General features: G+C 36.6%; 17 protein-coding genes and 1 other RNA gene. 6 read left to right on the forward strand and 12 right to left on the reverse strand.

Annotated elements, in window-relative coordinates; all coding sequences use genetic code 11:
* Nucleotides 1-18: 18 nt before the first annotated feature.
* The 3 genes from IPN70_05280 to IPN70_05290 are packed head-to-tail and all read right to left on the reverse strand — an operon-like array spanning nt 19 to nt 2,555.
* On the reverse strand, nt 19-426 hold the full coding sequence (locus IPN70_05280; GenBank protein QQS61267.1) for a hypothetical protein: 408 nt from the start codon (nt 424-426) through the stop codon (nt 19-21).
* Nucleotides 427-450: 24 nt separating this feature from the next.
* On the reverse strand, nt 451-2,316 hold the full coding sequence (locus IPN70_05285; GenBank protein ID QQS61268.1) for an alanine--tRNA ligase: 1,866 nt from the start codon (nt 2,314-2,316) through the stop codon (nt 451-453).
* Nucleotides 2,317-2,327: 11 nt separating this feature from the next.
* Nucleotides 2,328-2,555: a hypothetical protein gene (locus tag IPN70_05290; protein ID QQS61269.1), complete on the reverse strand. Its 228-nt coding sequence runs from the start codon at nt 2,553-2,555 to the stop codon at nt 2,328-2,330.
* Nucleotides 2,556-2,822: 267 nt separating this feature from the next.
* Here IPN70_05290 and IPN70_05295 point away from each other — a divergent pair, with 267 nt between their 5' ends.
* Complete coding sequence (locus IPN70_05295) at nt 2,823-3,446, forward strand: hypothetical protein (protein ID QQS61270.1); 624 nt, start codon at nt 2,823-2,825, stop codon at nt 3,444-3,446.
* Nucleotides 3,447-3,471: 25 nt separating this feature from the next.
* Complete coding sequence (locus tag IPN70_05300) at nt 3,472-4,449, forward strand: DUF2157 domain-containing protein (protein ID QQS61271.1); 978 nt, start codon at nt 3,472-3,474, stop codon at nt 4,447-4,449.
* A gap of 163 nt (nt 4,450-4,612) precedes the next feature.
* On the opposite strand, the gene IPN70_05305 is transcribed toward IPN70_05300, so the two are convergent.
* The 8 genes from IPN70_05305 to gatC form a co-directional block, all read right to left on the reverse strand.
* Entirely contained in the window at nt 4,613-9,454 is a 4,842-nt protein-coding gene (locus IPN70_05305) for a fibronectin type III domain-containing protein (protein QQS61272.1), read from the reverse strand.
* A gap of 77 nt (nt 9,455-9,531) precedes the next feature.
* Nucleotides 9,532-10,722, reverse strand: coding sequence for a hypothetical protein (locus IPN70_05310; protein QQS61273.1), 1,191 nt, complete (start codon nt 10,720-10,722; stop codon nt 9,532-9,534).
* Between the two features lie 405 nt (nt 10,723-11,127).
* Nucleotides 11,128-11,472, reverse strand: a complete 345-nt coding sequence (locus IPN70_05315) for a four helix bundle protein (protein QQS61274.1) — start codon at nt 11,470-11,472, stop codon at nt 11,128-11,130.
* 111 nt (nt 11,473-11,583) lie between these two features.
* A complete protein-coding gene (locus IPN70_05320; GenBank protein ID QQS61275.1) occupies nt 11,584-12,759 on the reverse strand; it encodes a hypothetical protein in 1,176 nt (391 codons plus the stop codon).
* 383 nt (nt 12,760-13,142) lie between these two features.
* The gene (locus IPN70_05325; GenBank protein QQS61276.1) at nt 13,143-13,868 is read right to left on the reverse strand and encodes a coenzyme F420-0:L-glutamate ligase; all 726 of its coding nucleotides are present in this window, start codon (nt 13,866-13,868) and stop codon (nt 13,143-13,145) included.
* 108 nt (nt 13,869-13,976) lie between these two features.
* Entirely contained in the window at nt 13,977-14,504 is a 528-nt protein-coding gene (locus IPN70_05330; protein ID QQS61277.1) for a hypothetical protein, read from the reverse strand.
* 10 nt (nt 14,505-14,514) lie between these two features.
* The gene (gatA, locus tag IPN70_05335; GenBank protein ID QQS61278.1) at nt 14,515-15,951 is read right to left on the reverse strand and encodes an Asp-tRNA(Asn)/Glu-tRNA(Gln) amidotransferase subunit GatA; all 1,437 of its coding nucleotides are present in this window, start codon (nt 15,949-15,951) and stop codon (nt 14,515-14,517) included.
* Between the two features lie 7 nt (nt 15,952-15,958).
* Nucleotides 15,959-16,249 carry an Asp-tRNA(Asn)/Glu-tRNA(Gln) amidotransferase subunit GatC gene (gene gatC / locus IPN70_05340; GenBank protein ID QQS61279.1) on the reverse strand — a complete coding sequence of 97 codons (291 nt, stop codon included), beginning with the start codon at nt 16,247-16,249 and terminating at the stop codon, nt 15,959-15,961.
* A gap of 241 nt (nt 16,250-16,490) precedes the next feature.
* Here gatC and IPN70_05345 point away from each other — a divergent pair, with 241 nt between their 5' ends.
* On the forward strand, nt 16,491-16,883 hold the full coding sequence (locus IPN70_05345; GenBank protein ID QQS61280.1) for a hypothetical protein: 393 nt from the start codon (nt 16,491-16,493) through the stop codon (nt 16,881-16,883).
* A 115-nt stretch (nt 16,884-16,998) separates the two neighbouring features.
* On the opposite strand, the gene ligA is transcribed toward IPN70_05345, so the two are convergent.
* On the reverse strand, nt 16,999-19,140 hold the full coding sequence (gene ligA, locus IPN70_05350; GenBank protein QQS61281.1) for an NAD-dependent DNA ligase LigA: 2,142 nt from the start codon (nt 19,138-19,140) through the stop codon (nt 16,999-17,001).
* A 591-nt stretch (nt 19,141-19,731) separates the two neighbouring features.
* On the opposite strand from ligA, the gene ssrA reads away from it, so the two are divergent.
* The 3 genes from ssrA to IPN70_05365 all read left to right on the forward strand — a co-directional run bounded on the left by ssrA (nt 19,732) and on the right by IPN70_05365 (nt 20,969).
* Nucleotides 19,732-20,157, forward strand: a transfer-messenger RNA (tmRNA) gene (gene ssrA, locus IPN70_05355).
* A gap of 37 nt (nt 20,158-20,194) precedes the next feature.
* Entirely contained in the window at nt 20,195-20,743 is a 549-nt protein-coding gene (locus IPN70_05360; protein QQS61282.1) for a translation initiation factor IF-3, read from the forward strand.
* A 34-nt stretch (nt 20,744-20,777) separates the two neighbouring features.
* Entirely contained in the window at nt 20,778-20,969 is a 192-nt protein-coding gene (locus IPN70_05365) for a 50S ribosomal protein L35 (GenBank protein ID QQS61283.1), read from the forward strand.
* The last annotated feature ends 27 nt before the right edge of the window (nt 20,970-20,996 follow it).

Consider the following 20,996-nt stretch of genomic DNA (forward strand, 5'->3'; position numbering starts at 1 on the left):
AAACTCATGGATTTTTATTTAAAATGGCAAACCTCGCAAAGGAGGTCGTTTAGAAGCATTTGCTTGGCCATATCCAACACTTCCAAAAACACCACCTTTTTTCCTCAAGTCAGAATCTGCTGCCAAATCTTTTCGAGATAAATCTTTTGCACCAAGAGCATTACCCAATTTAATCGTTTCTTTAAACGTAAGAGAATCCCCTGTTTTATATTTAAGATCTGCCAATGCTGCGCGAACTTCTTCTTGCGTTACATCCTTACTATTACTTGCGTAGGATTTTAATTTTTCTACAAACTGACGCTGTTCTACATTTTTATCTAAAATTTTGGCAACATCTTCATTTTTTAATATCTCTTTCAACGCTCTTGACTTTAAGGGATTTCCCAAAAAATCCTTTTTTCTAAAGACAACATCATTATCGCTCATATATTTTATTATTATTCACTTATTTTATTTTAATACCGCTTTCACACGACGAATACCTGCTCCGGAGGATTGCTCTTTGATAATAGCAAATTTTCCGGAAATAGCATTTGTACTTTCCACATGAGGACCACCGCAAAGTTCGCGAGAATATATTGTTCCATCATCACTTTCAACACTATACACACTCACTCGGTTAGGATATTTTTCCCAAAAACTTCCCTCAACACCTTCAGCTTTTGCTTCATCCTTACTCATTTCTTTTATAAAGACATGACATCCATTAACAATGGCTTCATTAACATATTTTTCAACTTTTTTTAGAATCTCACTTTCTACTTTTTCTCCATGAGTAAAATCAAAACGAATTCGTTCTTGTGTTATATTTGAGCCAGCTTGGTGTACATGATCTCCGAGATACTTTCGTAACCCTGCAAGCATAAGATGTGTTGTCGTGTGAAGCATGGTAGTCTTTTCACTGGAATCCGCTAGACCTCCTTTGAATGTTCCTGCGGAAGCTGTTCGTGAAAGGTTTCTATGTTCTTCGAATTCTTTTTCATACTGACTTCGATCAACGGAGATACCCTTTTCCAAAGATAATTCTTGCGTCATCTCCATAGGAAATCCATACGTAGAAAAAAGCACAAAAGCATCTTTGCCACTAATAGAACCAGCTTGCGCTCGTTTTTCAAATTCTTTTATTCCTTTCGTAAGTGTGTTTCTAAATTTTTTCTCCTCTTCTTCTAAAAGATTTTTTATCTTAGAACTATTCTCTTGAAGTGAGCTGTACATTTCTGAATAATTTAAAATAACAGCATCTACAAGTGAGGTAAGTTTTCCCTGAGGAATATTCAGAGAGTCCGCAAATCGAATAGCTCTTCGAAGAAGCCTACGCAAAACATACCCTTGTCCTGTATTGGAAGGAAATACCCCATCATTCATAATAAAAACACTTGCTCGAATATGATCAGAAAGAATACGAAAGGCTCTTTTATCTTCTTCATATTTCTTTTTGGAATACTCTTCTATACAGGCAATGATGGATTGAAAAATGTCTATACAAAAAACATCGTTTTTATTTTCTGAAGCCGCAGTAATTCGCTCTAATCCTCCACCAAAATCAACATTTCTTTGTGGCAACACATCGAAACCTTTTTTGGATCGCAAAAATTCCATAAATACAGAATTTCCAATTTCCATATACCGACCACAATCACAATTGGGATGACAATACTTTCCAAATTTTGAAGAATGTTCTACGGTTTCAAATTCAAAAAAAACTTCACTATCAGGCCCCCCTGGTTCTCCTATTGGCATATTTTGAGGAATACCCGAACGACTCCACCAATTTTTCTTTACTCCATAAGCAAAAATTCTTCCTCCCTGCATACCAAGCTGACCTCCATTTTCTTCAGTTTCTAGATGAACAACTTTTGCATCAATATCGTATTGAGAGAAGAAGTCTTTCCACAATGCAACAGATTCATCATCTTTACGAATGTCATTCGTATCATCACCGGAAAAAACCGTCACATACAAACGACGAGGATCAATACCTATTTCCTTTACAAGAAAAGTAAAAAAATATTGTAATTGCTCTTTTTTAAAATAATCTCCAAGAGACCAATTGCCCAACATTTCAAAAAAAGTAGTATGTCGATTATCTCCAATTTCCTCAATATCTTCTGCTCGAAAACATTTCTGGGAATTTACCAAACGATTTCCCATAGGATGGTCTTTTCCCAAGAGATAAGGAATAAGTGGTTGCATACCAGAACCTGTAAAAAGTGTTGTGGGATCATTTTCTGGAGTAAGTGGAGATGATGGAATTATGGCATGTCCTTCTTGAGAAAAAAAATCAAAATATTTCTTTCGAACTTCGTGAAGTTTCATAAGCTTCTCTTTTATACTATTTTTCGAACACAGTCTTCTAATCCCTTATATTGAGACTTATTCAATCGATATAACGTGGATTGAGCACGAACTTTTTCCAAAGCATCGATGGGTGTTATTTGCCCAGAAGAAACCTTGAACGAAATTCGCTCTATGGGATTTCTTGTTGAAACATCAAGAGTGAATCCATCAATATCCTCAAGATACTTCAAAACAACTTCTGCAAATGATTTTCTCATACAATTATACTTTATTTCTCAAGCCTATCAGAAAAGACCATTCTTTTCAATATTTCCGAAAGGTTTCAAAAAAAATCAACCTAAAAAATAAATATATACTCAATAATAACACTTCTTAAAGATTTGGAATAAGTGTATTTTATAAAGTTTTTCATCTATTCGCCTAAAAATAGCGTAAAGATGTTACATATGTTAAAATTTAAAAATCTATAAATTTATATAAAAATATCAATAACTTTATTAACTAATTATTTATAATTAAAACGTATGGAATTTCTAAAGAAAAACTTCGTTATATTCCTTGCTTTTACATTGCCTATCCTATTTATAATAGGCGTTGCTTTGAGTATCTATATTCCATCATTCTTTCTATCCACTAATTATAATTTTGTTTACATATATTGTGCTGAGATTGAGACATATCTTTATGCGAGTTGCCCCGCTTATCTTGAAAAGCGTTATTCAGTTGTAGGCAATAAACTGATCACTCATGACTTAGATTATTCCGCCTTAAATTTAGACAATAATGAAATGCTGAAACCTAGAGAAGTCTATGACATCAAAAATTATGACATCCATTTTTTCGTACATGATACGAAAAAAAATGAAGGTAAAGAAATTACATTTGAAGAAACTCAATCCTTAACACTAAATAATCTCTCAGCATCACCTGATGGTGTTACGATTTCAGACTATGACTATTACGATAGAAGAAGAGGAAGTATTTTTTTTAACTTTTTCGGAGGAGATTCTTCTTCTTCTTATGGTTATTATCTTACGAAAGGAAATGGTAAAACTAAAATAAACCTATTCAATACTATTAATAATAAATATGATTATCAAGAAAATGATTTTCATTTTATAGGATGGGTGTTACCCGGAAGAAATTAACTAATACTATTTTTTAATACTCTTTATGGATAAAGAAGAATTATTACAAGAACTTTCAGCGAAAATATATACGGGAGAAATAAGTCGTGAAGAAATAGTAAATCGTTTTGTTCTTGCTCAAACAGCACAAAATGAAGTTAAAATGGAAAATTTGAAAGACACCCCCTTCTTTTCCATAACAAAAATGCTTTATGTTTTAGGAATAGCTATTGTAATTATTGGAATTATTATTTTCATCTCTCAAATTTGGTATGATTTGGGATCTTTTGGTCGTATAATCATTACCTTGGGACTTGGTTTTCTGTTCGCCGCTATTGGTTCTCTATTGCTCAAAAATAAACCTGATGAAAATATTGGTGCTATTTTTCATTTCATTGGGGGCGTATTAATTCCTGGGGGATCACTTGTTACACTTTCAGAATTAAGTACTGGATCTGATTCTTTATGGCCACTCGCCTTTACCTTTGGTATTATTTTTATATTTTATCTCTTACTCAATTCTGTACACAAAAATGCTATTTTAACTTTTTTTGCGATAATTAATGGCACAGCCTTTGTTTATTTTCTTTTTGATGCAATTACAAACGCTTCACTTTATAGTGAAGATTTATACGCCTATCTCACTATGATAATGGGATTGAGTTACTTATTGTTAGCACATACGTTCCGTAATGGCTGGAATGAGAAACTTATTAGGATTCTTTATTTTTTCGGCGCGCTTGGTTTTTTTGGAGCTGCTTTTTCGCAAGTATTTGATTCTGTTTTATGGCAAATATTTTATTTTATTCTTGTTATTGGAGGTCTTTTCTTATCTATATATATGAAAAGTCGTAGCATTTTAATCATAAGCACTCTTTTTCTTATCGCACATGTCTCGTATATCACAAGTGAATATTTTGCAAATTCACTTGGTTGGCCAATTTCTCTTGTGATTCTCGGTCTCATCTTTATTGGACTTGGTTATATTTCAATCAATATTAACAGAAAATACATTGCCAATTAGATTTTTTCTCCAATAAAAAATCTTTAGCAATTCCCTCTTTCTTCATCATTTCAATCGAGTAAGCGTAGTGAGTGAGTCGAGACTTGGTCCACCTCTGGTGGAGATCCCTCCTTTTTATGAATATAAGTTCAAAGAGTTTTTTTCCTCCTCCCCTCCTCCCCTCCTACCCTCCCGTCCAAGCAAAGATTTCTTTGAAGTTCTTTATGATGAGTTCTACAACAGATTCTTTTGTTTGTGGTGTAAGGGTGATGTAGTCTTTGGTTATGGTTTCATTCCCACTCAGATCTTTTACTATGACTTTGTAAGAGTAGAGAGTTCCTGGTTTCCAAGAGGTGAGTACAATGATGTGATTCTTTGTTGGGGAAGAACTTACATTCACTGTTTTTTCTTCTCCTGCTCTTCCTTCTTTGTAGATGAGGGAGGAAGAAGCATCTTCATCTGTTTGCCAGTTAATAATCATTTGTACTTTTCCGTTTTGTGAAAGAGCGGAGTCGGTAGAGACTCTTTCTACTGTAGGAGAAGTTTCATCTTTTTGCATAGTGAATTCTATCTCATCAGAGAGAGTTTCATTTCCCATATCATCTCTGACTCGTACAGTAAGAACGTAGTTTTCTCCAGGAGTGAGTTCTTTGAGGGTGAGGGAGTGAGTTTGGAGGAGGGAGGGATTTCCTTCACTCTTTTGATCTTCTTCTTTGTTTTTGTTTTTGTAGGTTACAAGAGAGTCGGTAAGAGTATCAGTAAGGAAGTTTACTTTTGCTTCTCTGTCTGAAAGAACTTCTATCTTGATTTCTTTGATTTGTGGTGGAGACTTTGGTTCAAAGGTAGAGTCGGAAGAAGAGAAGAGATTTTTTGATTCATCTTCTCCTTTTACTCGGAAGTGGTAGGTAGAGTTTTCTAAAAGATTGTTTATGATAATTTCATGATCTTTTTTGAGTTCTTCACTTTTTCTTGTTTGTCCATAGTTTTCTGTGTTTCCATATTCAACAATAGAGGTAGTGGGAGTGGAAGTTTTCCATGTGATAGTTGTTTCCCCTATTTGTTTGGAAGAAGCTTTAATGGAAGAGATGGAAGAAGGAGATTGCGTTTGGAAGGTTTGTTGGGAGGAGGTGCCTATGTTTCCGGCGGTGTCGGAAGAACTTGCTCTAAAAAAATACTTTGTTGAAGGAATGAGTCCTCTCATAACAACAGAATGAGAAGTTGTGTATTTAGTAAGATCTGTATTTACAACGTCATTTCCCACAATAAGTCCATATTCTTTTGTATTTCCGTATTGAACATTACTATTCCCCACTTCATCCGTCTCCCAACTCACCACAGCACTCTCTCCTGTAATGTCTTTGACTTTGACTCCTGAGATAGAGGGAGGAGTAGATTCTGCTTGTTCACTTCCACTGTCTACTTGTTTGAGTTTTGTTGTGAAGCTTTTTTCTTCACTCTCTATGAGGGTTCCAAGATTATCTTCACAAAGAAGTTTGTAGAAGTAGGTTGTGTTAAAGATGAGTCCTCCAAGATGCAGGGAATGGAGTGTGTCATAGATTCCTGTCGCTTCTGTTTGAGGAATTTCATTGTAGGATCTACTGGTTGTGCCATATTCCAAGACACAGTTAGCGATTTGGTCCGTTTCGAAAGTAATCACCGCTTTTGTATCAGTAAGAATATGAGGAGGATTCGATATATTGGTAATACTCGTTATTGGAGGATGATCGTATTCAGGATCTACCAAAGTAGTAAATGTTTTAAGATCACTCTGTGCTTCGTTTTGATTGATATCTCGTACGACGAATCGATATTCATACGTAGTTTCAGGAAGGAGATTTTTTATGATGATATAGTGTGATCTGTCATAGGTGGAAGTCGTTGTGGTTTCTTGGAAACTAGCACTTCCTTGTTTTCGGAAATATAGTTTGTTACTTGAAGGTTCATCGGTAGTAAATGTGATCACTGCATCATTATTGGAAACCACAGGTGTTTCGATATTAGAAAACACAGGAGGATCAGTATCAAGTGTCGTACGGAATTGAAAATAGTTTCCTCCATTATTGTCATTGGCAATGTTTCCTTGTGAGTCGGTGGAGGTAACGCGAAAATAATGATCCGTTCCTTGACTCAGTCCGGAAAGCGTTATGGAATGATTCTTGGTAAGAACACTGGAACCAGAGATAGTAATGGGATCTTGAAGTTGTCCATTGTTTTTTTGTTCACTGTAATTTATGACGGTATTAGCAGGAACATTAGTATCCCAAACAATAGTAGCTTGATTGTTGTAAGACGATGCGACAGAAACATTACTGATAGAAGGTCCAGGATTCGTTGTGACTTCATATCCATTGCCATTATTGTCATTGACTCCGGTATTGCCTTGAGGATCAGTAGAGGCAACTTTGAAATAGTACGTGGTATTGGGTGTGAGGTTGGTAACGGTAACACTGTGAATACCCGCTCCTCCCCCTCCATCGGAAAAGGTAGGAACACCTACTTGTTTGGTATAGATTCCTTGAGAGGTTCCATATTCTATTGTTGAGTTGGAGAGTTCATCTGTTTCCCAGGTAGCCGTGAATGTTGTGGTGTCTATTTGAGTAATTGTTACATTAGCAAGAGTAGGAACATCTCCATCACTTCCTCCTCCCCCTTCTCCGAAGTCTTGGACTCCATTGGCTTTGGCGGTAACGGTTTGTGAGAAGAAAGAAACATTTCCTTGTTGATCGGTTGTCTTTACTTTGTAAGCATAGAGTATACTCTCTTGCGTTGTGGCATCGGTAAGGAAATTATTCGTTCGAGAGGTTACGCTATTTAAGAGGGTGAAGGCTCCTTCATTTTCACTTCGATAGAGTTTGTAATTAGCAAATCCTCCTATAGGTTCTGCTACCGTTTTAAATCCTACAAAGACTCGATACTCAGGAGGAGTCATGAGCATATTACTCGTATCTTGTGTCATGATTCTTGTAGGAGTCTCTATCGTTTGGGTGGAGATAATTGGCGTTTCATTTCCGTATTGATCTTTGAAGCGGACATAGATAATGTCAGGATCAGTTTCAAGTTTGATAGTTGTGTTTGCATTAAATACTTCCCAGTTTGCATCAGAGAGATCAGCAAGGAGGGAGATTTTCATAGAAACATTAGAGTCATCACTCATTCCAAGAGTGAGAGCTGATGTGGTGGAGGGAATGGTGAGGTCTTGAGTAGAAGCATCGACAAGGAGGGAGGGATTGGTGGGAGTTTTTGTATCCAGTGTAAAGGTATTGGATTCTTGTGTTGCTGTATTGTTTGCTCCTTCATTGTCCCCTATAGTGACACGAATCTTGGCTGATCCAGAAAGATAGAGATTTGAGTGAGAAAGTGAAGGAGTCCAGGTAGCTGTGTGTGTTGTGTACGAATCTTGATTCACTGCTTTGTTTTGTACATCTTCGGGAGCTAGAGTATTAGAAGCAATGCTTTCCCATGAATCTCCATCCCAATAGGAAAAGCTCGGAGTAATAAATCCTGGAGTATTGGTTCCTGTAGTTGTATCAGGATCTTTGACTTCGTAGGTGATATCTACTGTTTTATCTGTATTGGGAGTAGCAGTTACATTTTGAATCATAGGAGAAGCGTTTACCAGATAGGTAAGCGTTACTTGAGAAAGTGTTGGAGTGGCTCCGGTGTTTTCATTAGAAAGCCAGGTAGCATACTGTAACCATTGATCATTGTTTCCTTCTAGATGTATGGGATTGGTAGATTCTCCTTGTGGTGTTGTTTCGTAAAAACTCGAAGCAAAGTCATTGCTATTTGTTGTGAGGGCGCAATCTGTAGGTCCACACCATTTGGAACCATTGTTCCAATCAGGAGATCCTGTTAGATCTGGTGCGGTTCGGAGTTGGAAACGTATATTTGTTTGAGGAGGAATGGTTTCATTCCATTCTATTTTGGAGAGGAGGTTGGTAGGATCAAAAGAGTTAAAAGGAGAAGAAGTGAGGAGAAATGTTCCTAATGGACGCAAGATATAGGAGAGAGTGACATCGGAGATGCTTGGGATATTATCTGCATCATACGAAGAAAAGGTAACGGTATATTGAAGATAGCGATTGCCTGTAAATTGGGATATATCTCCCCCATTGGAAATGGGAATCCACGAAGACCATGTTCCGTCAGGTGTCGGAGTATTTCCTGCACGGAGCTGAACTGAAAGAAAAGTTTCATTGGGAAGATTCTCTGTCCAAGAGATGGTTCGGAAATCTCCGATTTGGGAGATGTCTTTGACTATACTTTCACGTGTTCCGCTCCAAAGAACACGATCATACTCCATTCCTACAGAATTAAGTCGTAAACTCGACATTTCTTGGACTGTAGTAGCAAAAATTGCTTTGTATTGGATCCACATATCATCATTTCCACTCTGAAACAAAGTATCTATTGCTTGCCCTCCAGAACTATCAGAAAAAACACTCATTTGATCACATGATGACCCTCCATCATTTGGACCACACCACGCAGTCCAATTTGATCCGTTAAAAGATGTTCGTACCCGAAAATGCACTTGGGATGTTGAAGAATTACCTGATTGTGTCCATGAAATTTTTTCCAATGTATTTCCATAATTTTCACTTCGAAAAGGAGAAGAAATGAGCTCCCCTGTATAGCCTATAAGAGAAATATCAGAAATACTCGGGATAAAATTCCCATCTGAAGTAGCAAGGGTAATGCGATACTGCCAATAACGAAACCCTTGAAACGATTCTCCAAGAGGAGCCTCTTTCGTTACCGCAGTCCACATACCATCGGAAAGATCTGAGATATTCCCTGCACGAAGTTCTACGGATATCGATGTTCCTGCGGGAAGTGTTTCCGTCCATGTAAGCGCTTCAGCACCTACTTGAAAAGCAAAGTCTTTAATTGCCGATGTATATGTTCCACTTATTGGATCAGCTGCTCTTACTTCACCCGAAAACATACCAAAAAAAACGAAGGAAAACACCATCGCATACATCCAAAAGAAGATTCCTTGTTTCTTTTGTTTTGTTCTATTCATACAAGAGAAAGTATACCATACAAAAAATATTTCTTCCAATTTTTTTATCTCCTCGAAGAATAAAAATAAGTAACCGCCTATCCCTTCTCTCCGTCTCTACAAGGATTCCATTTGGATGTAATCCGTAACATTCCTTCAGAAACAGTATAGTATCGATCTAAATTTTTTTTCATCAAAAGATCTATCATTTTTTTTCTCAAATAATAGCTTCGACACCAGCCCATACATCCTAAATAAGAATTTACTCGAGAAAGTATTTGGTATCGCTCTCTTGTGTTCAATAAAGTTCTTTTTTTAAAAGAATTTCTCATTCTCCCTATACTTATAAAAAAATTCCTCTTTATTCTTGGACCAATATACGTACGATACGGTTTTATACGCACGCCAAGAAAAGAAACCCCATTAAAAAGTGGTTGTAAATATATTTTTTTTGGATGAATACTTAAAGCCAAAGAATGGCACAAATATTCAGAAATTTTTGGAAGAATTTCAAGAAGAAAATCTTTCTTCTTGTCCATAAAAATCATATCGTCCACATATCGTCCATACCATTTCACACCAAGAGTTTCTCGAACAAAATGATCAAACCCACTCATATATATATTTCCAAAAAGTTGGGAAGTAAGATTCCCAATAGGAAATCCACTCCCTTCTTTGGCAAAAAACAAACTTTTTTTGCGAGGCAATCCAATCCAATCTTTTCTTTGTCCTTTTATAAAACAATTATCTGTTGGATCGTTAAAAATAACTTTTTGAAGAAGATACAAAATTAAATCAAGATTATCTTCTTTTTTCTTCTTACGAAAAAAAGCTGTGCATATCATATTCCATAGGATAGTACGATCCATTGACATAAAATATCCCTCGATATCCAATTTCAAAATCCAACATTCTTTCTGATAATTATCAGAACACGAGCGAAGAAAGTAATTCACACGATCAATTCCACGAGAAGTTCCTTTCTTTTTCCGACAGCTATACGTATCAGCAATAAATTGTTTATCAAAAACAGGGTTTATATATTGGAAAAGAAGATGATGAACGACACGATCTCGAAAGTCAGCAGCAAATATCTCCCTCTTTACCGGTTTATGTACAATAAAACAAATACTCGGGCGGATTTCATACCGACGTTCGACAATGTCTTGATACAATTCCATGATATTTTTTTCGTATTCGATTTCAAAAGACACGGCATTCATAGTCCCTCTTTTATTTTTTCGAGCAACATAATAGGCAGAGAAAAGATCAAAAAGAAGTTTTTCCATAAAAAAACGAAAAAAGTACCCGAAGGTACTCCTTTTCGAAATCAATACTTAAGGCACCGAACCGTTAACCCGTTAGCGCGGTTGTTGGAATTGGCGGGATTCACACTCCCAGAGTTGAAGTTGAGGTTCAACGCATTTGTACCACTTACACTACTCGACCAATAGTTCCCGTTACTCCCCTGATTGTTGAAACTGCCATTGGAGTTGTTCCGGTTGCCCGCGACGAAAGAATACCCACTCCACTTCTTGTGCATTGTCGTAACATCACACAAAACTTCCAAAAAAAATGGAAGAAATTCCTTATAAAGAAACCTCTTTATAAGAGGGGTATTGAATTGATTAAGGGCACTCCCGCTTTCACACGTAGCAAAAGACGGCTCTCGCCCACATACAAAGAGCATATCGTTAGGTACAGCTAGCCTCCCATCCGGTAAGTTGTTTGGAAACCAATTCTATGGATTCTTGCAAAACAACAAATTTTTTGAGGCCTATTTGACGAAGATCTTTTAGTATTCGCAATAAAACGCGAATATTTTCAACGCGTTCTCGAGCTAAACTAATATTCTTTTTTCTTTCTAATCGATCTTTATTGGCACGATAAATACACATCATCATCGTAATCGTTTCGTTTTTTATATGCTCACCCAGAGTAAAACGATAATCCCGAGAAAAATTATTCACAACAAGAAAAAGTTCCAGAAGTAAATCATAGCTCGCTTTATATACCGGAAGATTATCGTACGTTGCCATATATTTTTTGAAAAAAATGAATGAAAAATATTTTCTGAAGGAAAAGGGGAAAAACTCAAATTCCGCCTCCGGCGGAACCCCGCCCAAAATGCAGGGGAGTCAAAGCAGAAATCAATTCTTAAGGCACCGAACCGGTAACCCGTTAGCGCGGTCGTAGGAATTGGCGGGATTCACACTCCCAGAGTTGAAGTAGAGGTTCAACGCAAGCGTACCACTTACACTACTCGACCAATAGAACCCGTAACTCCCCTGATTGCCGAAACCGCCACTGGAGCGGTGCCGGTAGCCCGCGACGGATAATTTTAAAGTACTCGCGTACGCGGTAGCGCTATCAGTAATTCCTTCTGCCGAAACAAGAACACTCCATTCTGGTTGAGTAGGAAGGCGGAAACCTGGAGGGCATGGATTATTTGTACCATCGACTCCTTGCCAGAGAGTATTGTTTTGTGGACTTCTCCAATCATAAGGAGAACTGGGAGCAAGAATAAATTGTCCATGTCCAGGAGTATCCAAAGAAGAAAGCGTTCCTGTTGTGGTACTAGTTGTAAGTTGATGTCCATCAGTTCCTCTTCCCCACTGATAATAATGTCCGTAAGATTGCGAATCATTGAATGCTGTAGCTACGCGTGTTGCACCGAGATTTCTGTCGAGCCATACTTTTCCGTCTTTGGCGGTAATAGGACTATAAATTATTCCTTGAAATCCGCAAGGAACTCCGGAAGAAACACTACTACACGAATAAAGACATGTTGTTGAACATACAGATGGTGTAAAACATTCAGTATTGGTCGAACACGTTGCTCCGGGAGGCTTAAGGAGTTTTATATCCGCATTCGTTCCTGTTCCGGAGACATATACTCCCGTGTTTGTTCCTGTGGCAAAGTTACTATCCGTCGTCTCTACCCATGTATTCGCCGTCCCCGTAATCATTACACCACTTGCATCTGCTTGAATGTTTGCATCTTTCGAAGCAAACTCCGTCCAGTTTTCTTGATTATTGGTATGTGTAGCAGTATTTACTGTTACTCCTCCTATCCAACTACTTTGAATCCATCCATACGTTGCTCCTTTTATATTTTTTGAAAAGAAAAAAGAGACTCCTCCTAAGATAAGAATGGTTAAGAGGAAAGTAGAAGTGAGTTTTCTTTTTTTGGAGAGGAAAGAAAAAAAAGAAGAAAGAGAGATTTCTTTTTTTTCTTTTATAGAATAAGTATTGTTTTTTTCTTTTCGTATTCCATCAAGAGTTCTTTGTAGTTTGGGGGGAGTATTTTTTTTCGTAAACATCATACTATTTTATTGTATAATAAATGTTCTTTTTTTTGTTTGTGAAATAATCTTTTTTCTTTTTTTAGTATAGGATGTTTTGTGTTTTTTGTGAAATGGGAGTTTTATTCACACTTTTTTCTGTCTTTTCTCCCTGAGGAAAAGGGATTACCGAGTCTTTCTCTCTTTCTTCTCTCCCTTTGCCAAAAGGGAGTACCCGAGTCTTCGAGGGGGAGGGATTTGTATTGATTTCACAAAAGAATTTCATACAAAGAAAATCCCCCTCAATCCCCCTTTTTCTCAGGGGGAGGAATCCGAACAACGAAAAGAAAATCCGGAAAGTTTTCTTGATTTATCACAAAGATTCGTCGGTAGAAAAGGCAAGAATGGGTGTGGAATTATCTCTTTTATTTCTTTGGAAAAACATCAAAGAATGGGGCGTATTTATCTTCTTCCATAGAAACGAAAAATTCATCAGTTGTATCTTCATTACTAAATTCAACACCCGAAACACCACGAACAAGTGCCAATGGAACCCGTTCTGATCCCTCTCCCATAACCAAAGTTCCTGCCGAGGCAATCATATCAATCATATTCGATCGCTCGATAACGAAAGGCCTTTCGAATAAATCTTTCTTCCCGATATAATTTTTCAAAGGATGCATACCAAAATATCCTATACCCACACCAATAGCACCATAACGCAAGAGAACAGATTGGCTGTCCACAGCAATGACAGCAAAACGCTTAAGATGATATTTCTCTCTCAAAAATGTCTGAATCTCTCGACACAAAGAAGTACTATTTTCTGGCCAAAGAATATAATACCCATTACCATTTGATTCATCGATACCTGCCGAACTTACCAATGTATTTCCCTTGATAGTAAGAGAAAAATTTCTTTTCAAAGCTTTGTTGTGATAAGAAAAAAAATGATCTGCTTCAAGAAGAATTAAATCTTCTTTTGAAATATGTTTGGTGGGTACGCATCTACCTTGATGAATAGCTAATACTTTTGAAGAAATCAATAAAATATCTTCTTCTCGGATATCGGAAATACTTTCTTCAAAAACAGTATAAAGATCATCTTTTGGAGGATGCACTATTCTTGTTTGTATACCGATAACTTCCATATACTGTGTATAAAATTCTTATGAATTTTCTTTCGTCACAAAATTTTCATCGCTATACGGTAAAAATTTCGAAATTGTAGGAGAAAGAAAAAATTAATAACAATCATTTTATAAAGCTCCCCAGCTACTCAAAACCGATTCATAGATAGCTATAAGCTCTTTTGCTGTGGAATGATCAAGAGAGAAAGAAGATTCTTTTATTATAGAATTTCGAATAAGATGCGCTCTAAGAAGGTCTTCTTTTCTGCTCAATTGTTCTGAAGAAGCCAACTCCACTCGTTCTCGAAAATTCGTTCCTGGAAATCTCGAAATTTCCAGAACATAATCAACGATTCTATCCGCTTCCAAAATAGCAATTTTCCAATCTGAATCCGTATGTCCCGACATATGCTCGGATACAATTTTCCATTGTTTTTTTATGAATTTTCTATGAGCTACTGGCATATCGGCTCCAAATTTCCCTACACGAATATCTTTTTTCACATCACGCAAAATAAGAAGCATTATCAGATCAAGAAAAAGAACTATGGTATACACAGCCAAAAGAAAGCGTAAAAAATCCAAAAAAGGTGAATTCCAAAAGGAAGCAATAAATCTAAGTAAAGATGCAACTATTTCTCCAAACGTTATCTCCATAAAAAAAGTATTATTTTGACATCAACGCCTTCTCAAACACATCCGCAGCGGCAAGAAGACCTTCTTCATCAAACCACTTCGCCATCAGCTGGCCTCCAATAGGAAGAGATTTTCCATTTTTTTCAAGAGAGCCAATAGGAAATGAAATAGCTGGAACGCCTGCAATATTGGCAGTAACTGTATATATATCCGAAAGATACATTGAAAGTGGATCCTCTATTTTGGCACCAAATTCAAAAGCAACTTCTGGACTTGTGGGACCAAACAAAAGATCAACTTCTTCAAAAACCCGTTCAAAATCTTTGCGTATAAGAGATCGCACTTTCTGAGCTTTTTTGTAATAGGCATCGTAATATCCTGAGCTTAGCGCATACGTTCCAAGCATAATCCTTCGCTTCACCTCAGAACCCAAAAATTGAGATCTTGATTTTGAGTATACTTCGAAAATTGTCTTCGCTTCAGGACTCCCCGAGCCAAATCGAATACTGTCATATCGAGCCATATTTGAGCTTACTTCAGAAGATACGAGAATATAATACACAGGTATCGCATATTCAATCGTTGGCAAAGAAACATATTCCACAATCGCTCCTTTTTCTTTAAAAAGAGTAAGAGATTCTTCGATTTTTTGTCTGATTTCAGGATCTAATCCCTTGTGCTCAATCCATTCTTTAATAACGCCTATCTTCTTGCCCGTTATATCTCCCGTAAGAAAATCTTCATATCGTTTTCCAAAACTCTGCGCAGTGGTCGCATCATGAATATCCTCTCCCGATAAAGAAGAAAGTATAATAGCCGTGTCTTCCACGCTCATAGCAAAAGGACCGATTTGATCCAAACTCGACGCCATAGCCAAAAGTCCATAACGAGAAACCCTTCCGTATGTAGGTTTCAAACCGACAGTGCCACAAAAAGACGCAGGCTGACGAATAGATCCTCCTGTATCCGAACCAAGAGCCCATGGCACCATACCCGAAGCGACAGCGACAGCAGACCCACCCGAAGATCCACCAGGAACTCGAGAAATATCATGGGGATTTTTTGTTTTTTTATAAGCACTTGTTTCTGTGGATGACCCCATAGCGAATTCATCCATATTGGTTATACCAACAAGAATAGCTCCTTCCTCTGCCAATCGTTGAATAACCGTAGCGTTATAGGGAGCACGAAATCCGGAAAGCATTCGGGAACCCGCAGTTATGGATTCTCCCTCTACACACATATTATCTTTTGCTGCATAGGGAATTCCTGAAAGCATCCCCATTTCTCGGCCAAGATCAAACTGGATATCCATTGTATCAGCCTCTTGTAAAGCCTTTTCTTTTCTTAAAGTAACAAAAGCATCAAGATCTTTTTCTTTCTTTTCGATAACTTCAAAATAACTTTCCACGATTGATCGGCTGGTTATTTCCCTCTTTCGCAATTTTTCTTGTAATTGACGTATCATAAAAAATTTAAGCTAAAACTTGCTTTACTACTATACAATCATTTTTTTTCTTCGGAATATTTTTTATAAGTAACTCATGTTCTTGTTCTTTAGCGCTATGAACACGATCCTCACGGTAGATATTTACCATACCCGTTATATGTCCGATAGGAGCAATCTCTTGCGTATCAAGCTCATTAAGTTTTTCTATATATTCCAAGATGGCACTCATTTCTTTACCAAATTTTTCTACCTCTTGATCTGATAATTCAATACGAGCGAGATGCGCAATATGACAAACTTCTTCTTTGGAAAGCATAAAGAAAAAAATTAACAACTATTCAAAAATAGAAAAGATTCTCTATCCACACAATGCTTTCTATTTATTTTCTTAAGTATAAATCAAAGAAACATTTTATGCGATATTGACACTTTTGTGTTTTTCTGATGTTATTCTTGTGTCGTTATCGAAGAATCTTCGTAACGACGATATAGCTATCACGATGTTATTTAACAACGCAAGATGCATTTTAACTTAAAAAATAAGAGGTATACATACAATGGCTACGTTCTTTATAAATTCAAAGAATATTTTCACCGCTGTAATCAGAGAGAATCACATTCCTCTCTATAAAGAAATAAGAAAGTCCGGAGGATGCCCCCCTTTAGGAGGTGCTAAAATATTTGTTTTCTATAAAAAAGAAATGGGTATATTTAGCGATATTTTTTCCAACATACCACCTGTAAAGGATCTTTATAGAAACTGCGCAGGAACTATAGATGATTTTCATTGGCTTATCCAAAAAGGACAACATAGGTATACACAAGAGTATCGATTTACTGGGTGGGATGGTTTTATCCCATTTTGTGACGAAAATCTCTTTTGTAATGAAAAAGAAGAATATTATCTCACCAATCTTAGTGACATAAGAAAAATATTTTTCTCAACATAAAATACTAATCCAAAGTTAGAATAAAGAAACCGAGTCCCGATGACTGAAAAACTTTCAGAAAATCGGGACTTTTTTATTTTCAAATAAAAAATGATGAAGGCGGAGTATGAGAAAATTATTTTCCTAATATTTCAAACAAATTTTCTTCTGAAAGAATTTTAATATCCAATTCCAAAGCTCTTTCGTACTTTGATCCAGGGTTTTTCCCACAAACAAGATAATCTGTTTTTTTACTTACGCTCGAAGAAACTTTTCCTCCGTATTCTCGTATAATGTTTTTTATTTCCTCACGAGAAAAACGCTCCAACTCACCCGTAATCACCATCGTTTTACCAAGAAAAGCATTTTTATTTTTCCCCTCAACGGAAGTGTTTTTTTTGACTTTTTTAAAACGAACTCCCAAATCATCAAGTCGATGGAGTATTTCTTGATTTTGATCATACGAAAACCATTCTTCTATACTTTTTGCCACTTTAGGTCCGATTCCCTCTATACTTTCCCATTCTTCAGCTGAAATATCTTTCATAGTATCAGCAAATTTTCGAATATGAGAAAATGCTAAGGGGTAATGATTCTGAATATATCCTTCCAAAAGTCGAGCTGTTTCCTCTCCTATATGATGAATTCCCAAAGAAAAAAGAAAATGATCAAATGTTATTTCTTTGCTTTTTTCTATCGCTTCCATAAGATTAGATGCTGATTTCTCAGCAAATCTTTCCAAGGGACGAAGATCTCCTTCTTTTAACTCAAAAAAATCAGCAAAATCCCCTACCAAACCCTCGTCAATCAATTGCTTTACAATTTTTTCTCCTAGTCCATCGATATTAAAACCCTTCTTCCCCACAAAATGAATAAGTCTTTCAAGCTCAACAGCGAAACACCGCGGATTCATACAATAATAAGCCACACTTACTTTTTTCAGACCGCTATCCACTTCTTTTCGTTCGACAAGAGATCCACATGAAGGACAGGCTCCCGGCATAATAAATAATCTTTCTTTTCCTGTTCTCATAGAAAAAAGCACCTCCACTATATCGGGAATAACATCTCCAGCTTTTTGAATAACAACGGTATCTCCAATGCGCACATCTAGCCGTTTTATTTCATCTTCATTATGCAAAGTTGAACGAGAAACGATAGATCCCGCCACCTGAACTGGTCGAAGATGCGCCACAGGAGTAAGCACTCCCGTTCTTCCTATTTGAATCGTTATATCTTCTACAACCGTTGTGACTTTCTGGGCGGGAAACTTATAAGCAATTCCCCATCGAGGTGATTTTCCTGTATATCCCAATTCAACTTGAACTGGTTTTTCATTAATTTTTACTACTACACCATCAACATCATAATCATACGTTGACTTTTTTTCAGACGCTTCCTTATAAAATGTTTCTATCTCAGAAAGAGAAAGACATTTTTTATGATAAGGATTTACTTTAAAGCCCAATTGGGAAAGAAGAAGAAGTTCATCGATCTGCGTTTGAGGCTGTCTAAGAAAAAAAGATTTTTCTTCACCATGAAGAGTTTTGTACACAAATGATTTACCCTCGATCTCTGATGAAAAAGAAAGATAATCTATATCATAAAGAAAAGAATCTAATTTTCTTTTTGCGACAATTTTTGGATCAAGTTGACGAATAGAACCGGCAGCAGCATTTCTTGTATTGGCAAAGACAGCATCTCCAGCTTTAGTTCTATTTTTATTCAAACGTTCAAGTTCTTTTTTGGCCATCCATATTTCTCCCACAACAATACTATCTACAGGAGCATTGAGAATAAAAGGAATTGATTGAATAGTGCGTACATTTTCTGTAACGTCTTCTCCGATACGACCATCTCCCCGGGTTGCTCCTCGTTTTAACACACCTTTTTCATATTCAAGAATAATCTTTAATCCATCAATTTTCATCTCAGTACAGTAAGTAATATCACCCCTCCATAATTTCAGAGCACGACTTTCCCATTTCTTTAATTCTTCAAAAGAAAAAACATCATCAAAAGACCATTGACGAACGCGATGCTCGACTTTAGAAAACGCTTCTATAGCGGCTCCCCCAATCCGAACTGTTGGACTGGTGGGAGATTGGAATTGAGGATATTTTTCTTCAAGATCTTTAAGCTCAGCCATAAGCGAGCTGTATATCTCATCAGTAACTTCGGGATCATTCAAAACATGATATCGATACCGAAGTTGATCGATTTCTTCTCGAAGTTTTTGAATCCTTTCTTCTATTGAATAAAATTTTTCTTTCGTCATACGAAAAGAGTATACCTCTTTCCAAAATAAATCGCGATATTGACAAATGCTATAATTCGTGATGAAATTTATGAGCATTACAAGTTCCTTCATTCAACTAAAAAAATAGAGGAGAAATTCGTTATGATTTCCCTACAAAGAGGCACTCTTTTTAAATGCTCAGATTATCGTGCGGGCATTATTGTGAGAGTAGAATGCGATAGAATAATCGCGATAGTCCTCTGTGAACAGCAACACCACCAAGAAAGAGGTTGGCGTCTCAGAACAAAAAATCTAGATTTTAAAACGCCTTTTAGTCCTATGAATATTGCTGAGATTCCAAGAGTAGCATCTTCAGCATTGGCTACTATATGGAAAACTCTCCAATTTTCAAAACGCACATGAAAAGGTTCTTATGAACTCTATCCCCCACCCCCAAAAAGTTAACAAAAAGAACTTTTGGGGGTTTCTTTTTTTTAAAAATGAAGTTTTCTCATTTAAATTCTATGAGTATTACAATTAATTGTTGAACGTAGTGAAATAAAATTTGACATTCTCTCTATTTTTCGTTATATTCAGGCAAAGATGAGTGCAAAAACTCTTCTTTCTCAAGGGGCTGTTAGACTTGACGGAATGATCTTTGTCAAAGAAGCGAACCGATCTATCACGATTATATCGATAAACTGATCGTGAAAACATACGTGCAACCGTATTCAACAAGGCTAAAGAAGCTATTGCGAAAGCATTTAATCCTTCTTTTGCCCCAGCTTTAGCCTAAATTGCCAAAGCCATCGAAATTTGTGAGTGTCTCATAACAAATTTTCGGTGTCATATATATGAGACTGGTTTTTCTTTTTTCTCACAAAAGAAAAATAAGATATTGTGAGGCGATAGCTATATTTTTTCTGTCTTTCTCCAAGATATATCTACCGTAATCGAGATTCCGTATTGCACGGATTCTCGTTAAGAAAGACTGCGTTCGGAGAAACTTTGATATTTACGTTACCGGACATGGGATCAATCCCATCAGCTCCACATAATATATAAAATCCTTTCTCCAAAGGAAAAAAATACCATGAGAAGACGATTTCGACGGCCAAAAAAATTTAAAGTCGAGGTTCCCCGATATCGCTCCAATGAGCAAATAAAGACATCGAGAGTTTTTGTTATTGACGAAAATAACAATCAAATTGGAGAAATGGACATCAGAGACGCTCTTACTATGGCAAAAGAAAGAGAGTTTGATTTAGTTGAGGTTGCCCCTAAAGCCGTTCCTCCTGTATGTCGTATTTTGGATTTTGGAAAATTTCAATACCAACAAGCCAAAAAAGAACAACAGCAAAAAACGCATCAAAGAAAGACAGGAACGAAAGGTCTTCGTATAGGATTTCGAACAGACACTCATGATCTCGAATTCAAAAAGAAGCAAACAGAAAAATTTCTTGATAAAGGATATAAAGTTAAAATTGAAATTCGACTTCGAGGTCGAGAAAAGGCTCATCAAGATATGGCTCGTGATAACCTTAAAGAATTTATATCTACTCTTGACATCCCCCACAAAATAGAAGAAGATATCAAAAGGTTTCCTGGAGGATTCCATGTTGTTATTGCTTCCGAAGAATAAAAGCTGATTCATCTGTAGAAAAATAATATTGTCTATGAAACTCAAAACCCGTAAATCCGTTTCGAAAAAATTCTCTGTAACCAAAACAGGAAAAGTAAAGCGTCAGTTTTCTAAGCAAAATCATGCCAATAGCAAAGAAACAGGTGCATTCGGAAGAAAGAAGAAAAGAGCTCAATTTCTCAAAGGAGCAGATCGAGCAAATGTTCTTCGAGCCCTCTCTAATTAAGAATCAGTTGCCTAATCGATAGCGAAT

The sequence above is a fragment of the Candidatus Moraniibacteriota bacterium genome, assembly GCA_016699795.1.
Classification (GTDB): Bacteria; Patescibacteriota; Minisyncoccia; order Moranbacterales.

Bases quoted from the DNA above. Each gene is read 5' to 3' on its own strand.
- IPN70_05280 (QQS61267.1), bottom strand. From the start codon at position 426: ATGAGCGATAATGATGTTGTCTTTAGAAAAAAGGATTTTTTGGGAAAT.
- IPN70_05285 (QQS61268.1), bottom strand. From the start codon at position 2,316: ATGAAACTTCACGAAGTTCGAAAGAAATATTTTGATTTTTTTTCTCAA.
- IPN70_05290 (QQS61269.1), bottom strand. From the start codon at position 2,555: ATGAGAAAATCATTTGCAGAAGTTGTTTTGAAGTATCTTGAGGATATT.
- IPN70_05295 (QQS61270.1), top strand. From the start codon at position 2,823: ATGGAATTTCTAAAGAAAAACTTCGTTATATTCCTTGCTTTTACATTG.
- IPN70_05300 (QQS61271.1), top strand. From the start codon at position 3,472: ATGGATAAAGAAGAATTATTACAAGAACTTTCAGCGAAAATATATACG.
- IPN70_05305 (QQS61272.1), bottom strand. From the start codon at position 9,454: ATGAATAGAACAAAACAAAAGAAACAAGGAATCTTCTTTTGGATGTAT.
- IPN70_05310 (QQS61273.1), bottom strand. From the start codon at position 10,722: ATGGAAAAACTTCTTTTTGATCTTTTCTCTGCCTATTATGTTGCTCGA.
- IPN70_05315 (QQS61274.1), bottom strand. From the start codon at position 11,472: ATGGCAACGTACGATAATCTTCCGGTATATAAAGCGAGCTATGATTTA.
- IPN70_05320 (QQS61275.1), bottom strand. From the start codon at position 12,759: ATGATGTTTACGAAAAAAAATACTCCCCCCAAACTACAAAGAACTCTT.
- IPN70_05325 (QQS61276.1), bottom strand. From the start codon at position 13,868: ATGGAAGTTATCGGTATACAAACAAGAATAGTGCATCCTCCAAAAGAT.
- IPN70_05330 (QQS61277.1), bottom strand. From the start codon at position 14,504: ATGGAGATAACGTTTGGAGAAATAGTTGCATCTTTACTTAGATTTATT.
- gatA (QQS61278.1), bottom strand. From the start codon at position 15,951: ATGATACGTCAATTACAAGAAAAATTGCGAAAGAGGGAAATAACCAGC.
- gatC (QQS61279.1), bottom strand. From the start codon at position 16,249: ATGCTTTCCAAAGAAGAAGTTTGTCATATTGCGCATCTCGCTCGTATT.
- IPN70_05345 (QQS61280.1), top strand. From the start codon at position 16,491: ATGGCTACGTTCTTTATAAATTCAAAGAATATTTTCACCGCTGTAATC.
- ligA (QQS61281.1), bottom strand. From the start codon at position 19,140: ATGACGAAAGAAAAATTTTATTCAATAGAAGAAAGGATTCAAAAACTT.
- IPN70_05360 (QQS61282.1), top strand. From the start codon at position 20,195: ATGAGAAGACGATTTCGACGGCCAAAAAAATTTAAAGTCGAGGTTCCC.
- IPN70_05365 (QQS61283.1), top strand. From the start codon at position 20,778: ATGAAACTCAAAACCCGTAAATCCGTTTCGAAAAAATTCTCTGTAACC.